9 protein-coding genes are annotated in these 12,917 nt (G+C 43.1%); 3 read left to right on the top strand and 6 right to left on the bottom strand.

Features of this window, described 5'->3' with window-relative positions:
* Positions 1 to 170 precede the first annotated feature (170 nt).
* Positions 171 to 800 carry an adenylyl-sulfate kinase gene (gene cysC, locus ACYX4J_RS07690; RefSeq protein ID WP_444914152.1) on the bottom strand — a complete coding sequence of 210 codons (630 nt, stop codon included), beginning with the start codon at positions 798 to 800 and terminating at the stop codon, positions 171 to 173.
* A gap of 1,014 nt (positions 801 to 1,814) precedes the next feature.
* Between cysC and nhaA the strand changes: the two genes are divergently transcribed.
* Positions 1,815 to 3,245, top strand: coding sequence for a Na+/H+ antiporter NhaA (gene nhaA, locus ACYX4J_RS07685; RefSeq protein ID WP_476178272.1), 1,431 nt, complete (start codon positions 1,815 to 1,817; stop codon positions 3,243 to 3,245).
* 103 nt (positions 3,246 to 3,348) lie between these two features.
* Here nhaA and ACYX4J_RS07680 read toward each other — a convergent pair whose 3' ends face one another.
* Positions 3,349 to 3,744: a universal stress protein gene (locus ACYX4J_RS07680; protein WP_444907895.1), complete on the bottom strand. Its 396-nt coding sequence runs from the start codon at positions 3,742 to 3,744 to the stop codon at positions 3,349 to 3,351.
* Positions 3,745 to 4,761: 1,017 nt separating this feature from the next.
* Here ACYX4J_RS07680 and ACYX4J_RS07675 point away from each other — a divergent pair.
* Positions 4,762 to 5,061, top strand: a complete 300-nt coding sequence (locus ACYX4J_RS07675) for a DNA-processing protein DprA (protein ID WP_476178651.1) — start codon at positions 4,762 to 4,764, stop codon at positions 5,059 to 5,061.
* 146 nt (positions 5,062 to 5,207) lie between these two features.
* Here the strand turns inward: ACYX4J_RS07675 and ACYX4J_RS07670 are convergent, their stop codons facing one another.
* Positions 5,208 to 6,038: a glycerophosphodiester phosphodiesterase family protein gene (locus ACYX4J_RS07670; RefSeq protein WP_476178271.1), complete on the bottom strand. Its 831-nt coding sequence runs from the start codon at positions 6,036 to 6,038 to the stop codon at positions 5,208 to 5,210.
* A gap of 799 nt (positions 6,039 to 6,837) precedes the next feature.
* On the opposite strand from ACYX4J_RS07670, the gene ACYX4J_RS07665 reads away from it, so the two are divergent.
* Positions 6,838 to 7,116 (top strand): hypothetical protein, encoded by a 279-nt coding sequence (locus tag ACYX4J_RS07665; RefSeq protein ID WP_476178270.1) that lies wholly within the window; start codon positions 6,838 to 6,840, stop codon positions 7,114 to 7,116.
* A gap of 2,006 nt (positions 7,117 to 9,122) precedes the next feature.
* Here the strand turns inward: ACYX4J_RS07665 and ACYX4J_RS07660 are convergent.
* The 3 genes from ACYX4J_RS07660 to ACYX4J_RS07650 form a co-directional block, all read right to left on the bottom strand.
* Positions 9,123 to 9,296: a D-Ala-D-Ala carboxypeptidase family metallohydrolase gene (locus ACYX4J_RS07660; RefSeq protein ID WP_476178269.1), complete on the bottom strand. Its 174-nt coding sequence runs from the start codon at positions 9,294 to 9,296 to the stop codon at positions 9,123 to 9,125.
* Between the two features lie 162 nt (positions 9,297 to 9,458).
* Positions 9,459 to 10,286 carry a hypothetical protein gene (locus tag ACYX4J_RS07655; RefSeq protein WP_476178268.1) on the bottom strand — a complete coding sequence of 276 codons (828 nt, stop codon included), beginning with the start codon at positions 10,284 to 10,286 and terminating at the stop codon, positions 9,459 to 9,461.
* Positions 10,287 to 11,124: 838 nt separating this feature from the next.
* A complete protein-coding gene (locus tag ACYX4J_RS07650) occupies positions 11,125 to 11,361 on the bottom strand; it encodes a hypothetical protein (protein WP_476178267.1) in 237 nt (78 codons plus the stop codon).
* Positions 11,362 to 12,917 lie beyond the last annotated feature (1,556 nt).

The following is a 12,917-nucleotide window of genomic DNA, read 5'->3' as shown; positions in this document are numbered from 1 at the left end:
CTGTACAGCTTGAGTATATGAACGGATGCCCCAGGCTACTGACAGTTGGCGCCGAGGAAGACTTAAAGAGATGCAGGACTTGTAGAGCGGTGCGCAGAAGCGCAAAAATCTTTAGGACAAAAGCAAAAAAAGGGGGATCTAGTGATCCCCCTTCTCGAAAGCAATACCGCCTAGTCTTTAGCGATAATGCCTTTCTCTTGGAGAGTGGAGAGAATCACTTCTACTTCCTCCTCAAGAGTCATTTCAGCAGTATTCAGGTGCAATTCTGGTGAAACAGGTGCCTCATAGGGATCATCAATACCAGTAAAGCCTTTGATCTCACCTGCGCGAGCTTTCTTATACAAGCCTTTGGGGTCGCGTGCCTCAGCCTCTTTCAGCGGACAGTCTACGAACACCTCCATATATGGAAGATCACCTGCTTCGTGCATCTTTCTTACTAAATCACGATCTTCACGGTAGGGACTAATAAAACTGGATAAAACAACCACGCCAGTATCCGCAAACAACTTGGAAATTTCGCCTACGCGACGGATATTTTCCTGGCGATCCTCTGCAGAGAAACCGAGGTTTGAATTGATGCCCAAACGAATGTTATCGCCATCTAGACGGTAGCTAAGCACGCCACGAGCAGCGAGAGCCTTCTCTACAGCAACAGCCACAGTACTCTTACCAGAGCCCGAAAGGCCGGTGAACCAGAGAGTCACGCCTTTGTGGCCGAGGAGACTCGCCCGGTTTTCTCGGGTCACATCACCCTCATGCCAATGGACATTGGTCGCTTTTTGCTCAACTGTAGCTGTCACTGATCACTCCAAGTCTTGAATACAATCCTAGTGTCACAGGTACCAGGCATTTCACTACACTCTGTGCCTATGCCTGCCTGTGATATGGGCGCTAATTATCGAGTATTTGAACTGTAAGCGTAAAGCCCCGTGTTATAACGTGTCTATTCAACTCAAAGCCTTGTGTGCATAAGCAACAAAAGTGGCATTGTTCTAATAGTGGGGCCGATTGGGGAAAATAGCCCTATTGATAAGACTTTTTTTGTTTGGTATCTGCATCAAGAACACTAGCCCAGGCACTATCATTTAAACCACTCAGCCACTACCATCCCTTCGTAACGCAGAGGCTGAGTAGATAGAAACCTTAGAGTTTTACACCAATCCCCCTATAAATTGAGTGCAATAAAAGAAGAAGTATCACTAGTCACAAGACATAAACGCTCGCCACCAATATCGATCTACTTATTTTATAAATCTATAAATTCTCACCGGGGATCTAAGCCCTTTCCGGTAGCCCCTTATACTCGCTCCAATGAACTATATGCCGTTGAATCATCATCAGCTGGAAAGCAAATAGCAGCTAGGGAAATTTGGCAAGGAGGTTCCTATACAATGCTACCCTCCCCTCAAGCAAAGAAACTTAGGAGTACCGCTACCCTATTGGACTAGCTAGACAAACCAAAGTAGACCATTCAAATCCATAGACAATTGTTTATTACAGTTAACATAAAAAACTATTATTCTTTACAACCCGAATACAATAGAATTTCATGGTTTTAGGCTCAAACTTGTCACCTGCCGATAAAAGCGGCATTTAATTTCAAATCACCAACACCCTCAAATTTCTTACGCGAAGCAAAGAAATCCCCAATAATTGCGCAGGTTTTCTCACTCATCATATTTTCGACCGGCTACCGAGTGACGTGCTTTAATCTAGTTAAAAATACAAGTTCCATGGTAATCTTTGGGCCTGAATTGAGAAAAACAGCCCTATATTTCTTAGGGTTTATAGCCAGTAAAGGAGGATGCTCAACGATGAGTAAAGGGGTTTTGAATAGATTTAAAATTCGCAAAGGAAAAATTTTTGAAGCCCCGCTAGAAGAGGCATTTGGTCGCCTGGTTACTCCTTTTGAGGAATTTATTCATCGCCAAAGCAGCAGTGGTATATTACTAATGCTCTCTGCGCTTATCGCTTTGATTATTGCCAACTCTCCTCTGCAAGAGGCTTACAAGCACCTACTTCATATGCCTATTGCGATAGGTGCAGGAGACTGGATATTTTCCCTTTCCCTACATCACTGGATCAATGACGGCCTAATGGCCATCTTTTTCTTTCTGGTAGGCTTGGAATTAAAACGAGAGTTTCTTGTGGGAGAACTCTCAGATCTCCGTCAGGCAGTACTACCTGTGATGGCCGCTATCGGCGGCATGGTGGTGCCCGCCCTACTATACAGCTCCCTTAATTTAGGTACCGAAGCCGGTCCAGGCTGGGGTATCCCGATGGCAACAGACATTGCCTTTGCGGTAGGCTGTATTGCACTACTAGGCAACCGTGTACCACGAGCAGTAGTGACCTTTTTGGTCGCACTGGCGATCGTAGATGACTTAGGGGCAATTCTCGTTATTGCCATCTGGTACACAGAACAAGTAAACATGACAGCACTCATCGCATCAGGTGGCCTGGTTGCAGTGCTCGGGCTGCTCAATGCTGCGGGGATTCGCCGATCCGCAGCCTATGTCTTTGTTGGAGGTCTATTGTGGTACGGACTTCACTCGGCTGGTGTCCACGCTACTCTCGCTGGTGTCATTACCGCTATGGCATTACCTGCCAAGCCAAAATACGATCCTGTAGCATTTAGCACCTTCGTAAAAGATATCATTCGCAGCTTTGACCGTTGCTTCCGCCCAGGTGACAAGATTATCGCTAACGATGATTTACGAGCTCGCGTAATGGGCTTGGGTAATGGCGTGAACTTAGCCCAATCTCCGCTACAACGCATGGAGACTCGCCTGCACATTCCGGTCGGGTTTGTAGTGATACCTATCTTTGCACTAGCTAACGCGGGAATTCCGGTCGACAGCTTCAGTAGCTCCGAAGCGGTACTCAACCCGGTCACTCTCGGGGTAATCTTTGGCTTGGTGGTCGGTAAGTTGCTTGGGATTGTAGGGGCCACTTGGGTAGGTTGGAAGCTAGGTTGGGGCCAATTACCCAAAGCGGCGAATTTCCAACATATCGTCGGTGTAGCATTGCTCGCAGGTATTGGGTTCACTATGTCCATTTTTATTGCCGAACTAGCATTTAGCTCACAAAATGAGCTGCTTATTCAGGCGAAAGCCGGCATTCTATTAGCGTCGGTTATCGCTGGGACAGCTGGCTTTTTGGTGCTACGTAACGCTCCTGCCTCAGAAGACAATGAAGCCAAAGGCGAGGAGCCAGATTACCCAGCCCAAGCTACTTCCAACTAAACAACAACAATCAAAGTAGGCCGGGCAAACTCCGGTTGCCCGGCCTACAAAAAGCGTCATTACGAATAGAAGGCAAACTTTGTGTCGACTATGTCCCTATAACTTAGATTCGAACCAAAGTTACATCACAATGTGCATAGTTCACTATGCTATTAGCGGTAGAACCAATCAGGGAACTCAAACCTTTCTTGGAGTGAGTTCCCAGAACTATCAGATCCACCTTCCTTTTTTCAGCTTCCTTACAGATAGCCTCATAAGGCTTTCCCACTTTAAGGGCCCGATTTCTCTTGCTAACCCCAAAGTCTTCCGTAATCTCCTCAAACTTCGGGATTGCACTCTCTTTCAGCTCTTTTTGATAATCCTTGGGCAGGAAGCTATAAGGCAGTACATTTAAAACTACTAGCTTGCTATCAAATTTCTTAGATAATTCTACCGCTTTAGACAACACATACCTCCCTTCTTGAGACGCTTCTATAGCGCAAAGGATAGTATTGTACATATTCCCCCTCCAGTATATTTGACTAATAACAACTGAACTTATCGAGCACCGATTCCACCACAGCTTAAATGAAAAGAGTTCGAAGCACAAAGAGGGAAAATTAAAAAATCAACCTAATACCACCTGTTATGTATTCAACCCGAACGGACTAAAGCCTCGATTACGGCACAACTCTCAAACAGCCATAGGAGGCCAGAAGTTATCATTTTCTTGACTAAACCTCCTGCAAGCTCTAAAAAAACTAAAGGCCGAGAAGATATAAGGAACAAACGGATAGGACACATCTGCGTCACAAGCAAAAATTTATTACTATACGATGGACATCTTTATCCACGCAGATGATATCAATAGAAGAACTTTCAACTTCAGAAAAATGTATACCTAATAACATCTCATTTACAGCCCTAGCTCTCTTCTATTTTGGCACAAGTCTATCTCACAAAAAATCCATTACCAGAAGACATCAATTACAGGGCTTTCTGTTATTTTTAAACTGTCAACTCATCACTTTCAACAAGTCTCGCCCCTAGAGCTGATTGTATAACTTAAGAAAACTATGACATTACATTCCCAGCCCTGCACCCAAACAAAGCTTCATTTCAGAGGCCAATTGTTTCTCCAACAGGATCTGCATTCCAAATGCGCGGTGTCACTCAAAGACCGAAAGAAACCTGATATGAAAGCCTCATGTGTAGCAGCTATAACTCTTTGTAAGCTGTCTCTCACTTAATTAGACATACTAGAAAGTAAAAGGGTTCTTTTAGTCTGCAGAATGGAAGTAGCAAAAATTCAACAAGGTAATTACAAATATCCCTATGGACTAGAAGACACTCACAATCCCCTCTTAACTGTTTATGCGCGCAGTAATATTAGCTTACTTAAGTAGCTTGGCATTGCAGTAATTGGATCCATAGATACGACAAAAATGGAATGAAATAGACCAAAAATAGCCAACCATATTACTACTAGAAACAATGTTGTCGTCAGTGGGCTAACTCTAGGAATTGAAACAGCAGCCTGTACGGAACGCTAGCTTCTAAAGGTGGAACAATTACAGTCTCACCTACGGATTGCACATATAGCAAACCCAATGCCGAATTATCGACTAACAATGAAAGTATCAGAAAGTGGGGGCCTGTGGGTACCAGAACACACCACCCAACAGCACTTTTTTTTGTAAGCCAGAATAGATTGCAGCTAGGCCTTTCCCAACCCTCTCTAATTGTTGAATCTGAAGCTTCGGAAGGCTCAATGAAGTATGTAGATTTTTGCCTCCAGGCTAAACACAAACTCTTTGTATACTACTTTTGCCCATAAAGATCGATATCATCGTCTCCTAGAACCTTAAAAAGTCAATAAAGTACTGACTTTTTAAGGTTGAAATTATCAAGTTAACACTAACTTCATTATTCTTTTACAAGAAAATTTTTGTACTCGACAATTCTGACCCGCATCGAGAAAAATTACCGTTCTCCAGCACTCTCAAGTAGTTGATAAACTCGCCCAGGGAAATCACCAATAATCCCATCTACACCAAGGGATATACTGCGCTCAATGTCATCTATATCGTTAACTGTCCAGAGATCGACGGCCACGCCTTTACTCTGAAAAAAGCGAACATAGGGCTTCGTGGTAATACTGTATGGCAGTTGGGCAACTTCAAAGTCCGGCTTGAAAGCCCATCCAAAGCCCGAACTCCAGGCTAGACTGGCCTCTATAAGTTCACCGATTGTTGCGCTCGTTCTAATCTCTCCCCCACTGATATCACGAAAATGGCCCATAGCCCTATTGTGCTGGCTAGCCACAGTAACTTGCTGCTCCATTCTATAGTCAACAATTACTTGCCATAGTATTTCTGATAGGACCTTATCATTTGGTTTAATTTCAATATTAAAAATGGCACTGGGGTAGCGCTCAAATAGCTCATTTAATGTTAAGAGGGCGAGTCCTTGGTTTCGGAATGGGTAACTATCACCATTATCTAGGGTAAACTTATATCCAGCATCCAATGCTTTTATTTCTCCCAAAGTCAAATCTTCTATTTTATCCGAGACACCTGTATTTTTTTTAAGGTCTGCATCATGATTGATAATAATAAACTTATCTTTTGACAAATGTATATCCAACTCTAGAATATCTGCCCCCTGCTCTAATGCCATATCAAAAGCCAGGCTGGTACTTTGAGGGTACTCACCAGATGCTCCCCTGTGAGCAAGTATGTCAATGGCCCAAACCTCTCTGTAAATCGTTATCGATAAAACTAGACAAGTAACGACCTTGAGTACACTGTTCATTTACAAGTTTCCTATATTTTAAGAGAAAAACTATTGCTAAGAGACTACGTAAAGCCAATCAAAAAGAGATACTACAGGGTAATAGTATTGGGCATACTATTACTCTCACATACAAAGCACCTATTAACTCATTTACACTATTTAAGAGATACAAAAGTAACTCTTACAGCCTTCAAGGCTCTTTTCGTTCACGTATACCCAAAGAGTCAACCATTAAAGTACTTAAATCTGATTGACACCCCAATCTAAATGCACTTATCTATTTTAAGCAATATCATACATTTAAATATTAAGTACTAACGCACAAACCCAGAAAATATCGCCACCAAATTCGTCATCCAAACAAAACGTCCACAATCAATAAAGGACATATCGATCAAACTTATGGGTTAATAGATTCTACCCTTTAAGCTAAAAACACCACATTTAAAGCAAGCCAGGAAGGTTAAGAGTAGTAAAGAGGGCCTGAGAAGCCTTCCCTTTCATCTATACAGGCGAGTAAAAATGAAAATATATTGAACAACATAAAGCGTAGCACAAATTAGACCTATTATTCTTGTACAAACATGATGCAGATCATGACAAAAACTCTCCTCAAAGTGCAAAAACAAATACTAGTTAAGCTTCTGTACATAAAAAAAGGGTTAAATTGGAGTGCAAGGTTGGTATGTAGGTTTTATTAAAAATAGAACATACTTCTGGCCAGGCAACTAGCCAACTACGCTTCGGCGTATTCAGCCGATAGTAACTACCAAAGGCTACCGACTCGGAGCCCAGATTTATAAATTTGGAGAATCCCATGGAAAGATACGCATTGTTTACCGGCACTTATAACCTACTTATGGGTGGAATAAAGGACTTCAAGCGATCATTTCACAATGAGGAGGATGCCTACAAAGAGATAGAACAGATTGCCAAAACTGACCCATTTACTCGCTGGGCACAGATATTCGACAAGAGAACTGATAAAGCGAGATTTTTTGATATTATCGATAAAAATGTAGTTGAGAGTAAAATCAATGATTGCCCTAAGCAATCTGCAAAATCAATGGTGAAGGCAGTAACTGAGTTTTGCTGAATTATGTTCAGCCAGTTTATGAGCCCGCTTTAAGCAGGCTCATAAACCCTCATTATCATTAGCAGTTTCGTATATCAGATTCTCAGGTGACTAACCAGAAAATAAAGGGGGGTTTTACTTTCTACCAATACCTGTACGCTATGAATTCTGTAGGCAGAACTCTCCCAAATTACGAATAGCGGCAAGTAGAAGGAAGAAATTACTCCTACCTTAAAGCTACCCTTATGATTTGGAAGGAGCGTTGCATCGGAGGGTGCTGGTGTGCCACCCAACACAGCGCCTTGTAAAATGGCAGTGCATTGGGCACAGTGAAATCATCTTCGCCAGGCCGTTCTTTTCAAGGTCACGCCAACGTCCGTTCTTGACCTCCTACTCAGAATCTCCTTTTATACTATCTGAATAGGATAGCTGGGGCACAAGAGCACCCAGCATACTCAAAATTAGCCTGCAACCTCGGCTCACAGTCGCTCGCAATATTCATAAGACCAAACTTTGAAACAGACACCTACGGTAAAAACCTCTGCCTTATCGAGTTTGGAAATAGCAGATTGAGCAGCACCAACCGGGCAAGCAAAAATCAGACTGAGTGGCCTGATCATCAAATGATAGGTCGCCAGCCAAGGTGTAACCTTCTATGAAATTTCAGATACCTGTTATAATAACGAGTATCGAATTACCCGTGTACTGCCCCCATTTAGCGCCTATTTGCGATCGTCAGGCTTCCACTCAAGAAAGAAAAGAATGGGATAAATTATTAGACGTCGTTTACCTCCGAAGCTTTTTCAAACACCCAACACTTCGTTTATCTCTCCAACAATGTGCTTATCTGTAGGCCCTTGAGCGTTATTGGTCTCGATCTTTTTGATAGCTGAGCGAGGCGGAGTTCTACCGGAATCTTGTTATACGTACTGACCTATATATTCCCGTGCCGGTTTACCCTTGCCGCACTTCCATGTACGGCATACATACCCCCAGGCAATACTCCTGAACGCCAAAGAATAGACTCCAATCTCTTATCATTACGCTTTACATCTGCGCCAAATATTTACTAGGCGCCGTGCCATTGGCTGCCTGATCACGGATAGCAATCTTAGCGATACCTGAGCTTTTCTCACTATTATAGAGTTCAGAGTAAACTTCGCTGGATTTGGAAAGATGCGCCCAATTGCTGCACGCTCTTCCCATGTATACGAAAGGCCACGTTATTTAGGGCAATCGAGCTGGCATAAGGAAATTACTTTCTCGGTTCAGCAGCTGCTCGATCAAACTTTGAGGTGTCGAGCTATCTACTAACATCAATCATTCCCACCCTGCTGCTCTTACACATTTAAACGCTTGTGGTTGTAATACTAATTGACCATCCGCCCCCCGCAGCTATCAGTACCCCAGCAAGATCTAACCGGTTGTCCGCGAGCCAACCAGCGAGAGTTTAAGCACCAATGGCAGTCATATAGCCAGCCTTATTTACCAATTTTCTTAGGGTATCGTGAAGCGTCTTGAATGCTTCCAAGCCTTCATCGCTTTCTCGACGCTGCGTCCCACGACATAACTACCGAGGCTGATTTTTACGACCTTCAGTAGCTCGCGCGCCTGGTCCTCACTGAGGTTTGGAGCAGCCCAACCAGTAGAATACAATCAGCCCGACAAATGGGCCATTGTTACCGGCCGCCAATTTCTCTGCAGCCATAACTTTCCAGAAGCCTCTGAAGTCACTACTTGGGTAGCTGTTTTCAACTCTTCCAGATTCATCACAATCAGCTGTGAATTTACCCGAGCCTTGAGTCAGTTTTCTCTAGAAAGGCTTTGCCTGACAAATTGGGTTCGGCTGAAATCATTAGTAACTCCAGACAGTTGGCGTATACCCTTACCAGGAATTTAATCAAGGTCATCCAAATATATAAACCGCTTTTTGATCGCCCCCTTTTGCTTCACTCCTATCCCAGTGAAGCCCTCCTCTAAGGCAATATTCAAAAAATCATGCGCCCCGCTGAAACATCAACAGCCTATCAAATGGCATGGGGCATAGTGGCCTTTAGCCGGGAGTTATAAACTGGGCAGCGATAACCGGAATTAGTAATCATCGGATTACCATAAAGCTCTCTGACTTGAATTAAGCGCCTGAGGGCTTCATCTTTGAAATAGTTTTTTTCACAGCAACGACAAGACAACTCTGCTTCCATAAATAATCATTATCAAACATGGGAGCACCAAAAACAAAAAACCCGCACAAGGCGGGTTAAATTTTATGAAATAAAAATCGCCACAAAGCGACTTCGCTTAGATATATTATCTGATTTGAATAAACAGCGTACCTTAACCCTTAAGTCAAAATAAAGATACAGTTAGAGTTCGTAAGCTTCTCTTAGAATATCTTCAAGATACATATGATGAATTTCAAATATCATGCCTTGCGCATCTTTAACTTTAAGGCTTATGGCTGTTTCATCACCATCAGGACCAGACATTGTTGAAGTTTCTAGCTTATATGCTTCATAGAACTTTGATTCATCACCGAACGGTGCGTGAAAATGGTAAATTTCTTTTCCCTCCCCAAACCACAGCAATTCGACAACAAATGCCATATCACCATTGCTTGAATTTGGATCAAGAGTTGGGTTATCTCTTAGAGACAATTCAACCTGATTACCGTCAACGGTGAAAGTTTTGACATCAACAATCTTGCTTGGAGTCGTATCAACCAACTGTCCATGAGCAGTAAATAGTCTTTGGTCAAAATTCAGTGAACGCTCTTCCCCAATAAAACTTTCAGCCTCAGAGACATAACCCTCAATGTTGATCATTGTATTATTTGGGCTTTCAAGGTCCAGGCCATCTACTACAACATCAAGCTGACGATACACCCAGGCACCATCGACGGTTGCTTCATGTCTCCAACCTCCATCATCCACCTGGAAATTACTTACTGACAGACTAGGCGCATTAGGGAAATTAATTTCTACCGAAGTAAGCACGGCAGGTGACCATTGATCCTCTTGGTCAACAGTCAAACTTACAGAGCTAGCGCCTTCTAAATCTAGACCTGGGTACTGTATTTCACCACCAAATGAGCCTAGATCTTGAAGCTCGTATTGGAACGTTTTAGCTTGCGCTCCGAAGGCTAAAAGGGCCACAGAAACGGCTACGGTTTTCACGGTTTTTCTAATAAACATAAAAACTCACTAAAAATATATTGAATTAACTAGCGGAAGAGAAAGTGAAGCTTATAACACACCTTAAACCAAGTAAATTATACCGCGCTTAATTTAATACCCCATTCGGTATGATTTCGCCAAGTAAAGAAACTCACAACTTCAGGATGGGCTTTTCTTTCCCATCGAATTTAACATAAATAACACACATAAAAAATCCAGTACCTGATCACACTTCATGGAAGTACCATTAAAAAAACATTAAGCACGGTTAAGACCTACAAAAATTTTTCAATGACAGTAAAGCTCACCAACTTCCAGGCACAAAAAACCGCTCCGTGGCCGTTTTAATTTTTCAAACAGAAAGACTGCGTGCTAGTAAACTCATATCCCCTCAGGACAAAACTGTCAACAAGCGGCCTTAAGCCACCCTCTGTACTCTTGCAAAATCTCAGAAGCAGGTCCTAAAGCTCTTACGGGTAAAGGTTCCAATCGCTGCTGCAAACGTTTCCAACTTTTTACCCACCCCTACCCGAACGCTTTTTATCACATCCTAAAATTGTCCATGCATGGCCCAGGCTTATTAATCGACCATTCACATCACCTAGTGCATACGCATTAATACAAAATAGCGCCAGCTGGCTAACCTTTTCTCGCGGGTACGGATCCGTCAATTTTTCGAGCTCAATTATCAAATATTTCAGTAGTGTCCCTCGCTCTTTGACTCTTGCGGCTGGCAGAGCATAGGCGGCCATACCCTGGGATCATTCGCTCACAGCTTTGCAACCCGATCTTGTATTAACCCTTTTTCACAGGCGTTCATGATGCGGCTGTCGCTATACTTAATTCCGGGGGCTTCTTACACAATTACTCTTGGAGCACCAATTCGCAAACTTTTTAGGCCAGCGACTCCCTCTTCTTTGTCATTTTCCATACCGCTCAAAATACCCCCTGTACCAATTGATGAAATCAAAACCTTAACATAGACTGAGACCAAAATTACCATACCAGAACCAGAAACGAAAAACCCCGCACTAGGCGAGGTTTTAACTCCTTGAAAAACAAGGAAGAATATGGGATGACCAACGGGGATCAAACCCGCGACCTCAGGAGCCACAATCAGATAGAAAATTAATAAATTATCATGCAGTTATAACAAACCGTGTGCAAATAATGGGGCAGCTCTATCGCTCTATGGAGCCTATAAATACGCTGTCATTCAATTTTTGGCACACGCGAAAACTGTATACCTGCACAGTGGTAAAATTACAATCGCCGGAAACTGATTTCACTACTAGCGAGGCAGCCTGGCTAACTCTATAGCTGATTTGCCCACGGCCTGCTTATAAATGGAAATCGTCCTTTTTCAATCTAGTGCCCTTATTTAAATTGAAAATATCGCAGCGGCACGTTGACTACACCCTTCAAAATCAGCTCATGCCCTTCTCTTGTAAGTATGGGCCGATATTCGACATTGGCGAACTGCGCTTCTGACTTATGTTTTTCTAGATAGCTGGCCATCCAGGGTGGACAACACCATATCGCGCTCACTCAAGTCAAAGGCCGATCAAAATGAAAACACCACAGTTACCCTCTACATTGAGCTGCCATTAATATATGGCATGAAAGTGACCGGGGGATTGGTGATTAACTGCACATTAAGGCTGAGATCTGTGACGAACATTTACTAACTCAATGGAAATCTCAGTCAGGGCTCACGTAAGTTTGCACTTCAGTTCCAACTTGCAAGTTAGCTGCTATTTGTAATTAATGTATGCTCAAGTATTCAGTGAGGCAGGCTAACCCTACCTCACTGCTCGCTCTATAGCTCAGGAATAGGGCGTACTGCAGCTTCAGGACCTGCATTGATATCAGTCTCTACTTGCATGATAACTTTCCTTATACGTTTGATAAATCAGTAGTGAGGCTAGCTAAGCTCAGCCTCACTGCCCTACGCTAGGGAATAGGGTGTATTACGGCTTCAGGGCCTGCTTTGATATCAGTCTCTACTTGCATGATGACTTTCCTAATACGTTTGATAGATCAGTAGTGAGGCGAGCTAGCCTCTCTGCCCTATTAATATGGAATAGGACGTATAACGGCTTCAGGACCTGCTTTGATATCAGTTTCTACTTGCATGATAACTTTCCTTATATGTTTGAGAGATCAATAAAGAGGTGAGCTAAGCCAACCTCTCTGCCCTACTACTAGGGAATGGGGTATATTGCAGCTTCGGGACCTGCTTTGATATCAGTCTCTACTTGCATGATAACTTTCCTTATGTGCTTGAGAAATCAGTAGTGCAGCAAGCTAAGCTAGCCTCTCTGCCCTATTAATATGGAACAGGACGTATAACAGCTTCAGGACCTGCTTTGATATCAGTCTCTACTTGCATGATAACTTTCCTTATATGTTTGAGAAATCAGTAGTGAGGCGAGATAAGCCAACCTCACTGCCCTACTACTAGGGAATGGGGTGTATTGCAGCTTCAGGACCTGCATTAATATCAGTCTCTACTTGCATAACAACTTTCCTTATAAGTTTGAGAGATCAGTAGTGAGGTGAACTAAGCCAACCTCGGACCCTGTTGCTATGGAAGAGGGAATATAGCAGCTTCAGGACCTGCTTTGATATCAGCCTCTACTTGCATGA

This window comes from Microbulbifer sp. ABM4_008 (assembly GCF_056311705.1).
This window is presented reverse-complemented; position numbering and strand designations above follow the sequence as displayed.

Bases quoted from the DNA above. Each gene is read 5' to 3' on its own strand.
- nhaA (WP_476178272.1), top strand. From the start codon at position 1,815: ATGAGTAAAGGGGTTTTGAATAGATTTAAAATTCGCAAAGGAAAAATT.
- ACYX4J_RS07665 (WP_476178270.1), top strand. From the start codon at position 6,838: ATGGAAAGATACGCATTGTTTACCGGCACTTATAACCTACTTATGGGT.
- ACYX4J_RS07680 (WP_444907895.1), bottom strand. From the start codon at position 3,744: ATGTACAATACTATCCTTTGCGCTATAGAAGCGTCTCAAGAAGGGAGG.
- ACYX4J_RS07670 (WP_476178271.1), bottom strand. From the start codon at position 6,038: ATGAACAGTGTACTCAAGGTCGTTACTTGTCTAGTTTTATCGATAACG.
- ACYX4J_RS07655 (WP_476178268.1), bottom strand. From the start codon at position 10,286: ATGTTTATTAGAAAAACCGTGAAAACCGTAGCCGTTTCTGTGGCCCTT.
- ACYX4J_RS07660 (WP_476178269.1), bottom strand. From the start codon at position 9,296: ATGGAAGCAGAGTTGTCTTGTCGTTGCTGTGAAAAAAACTATTTCAAA.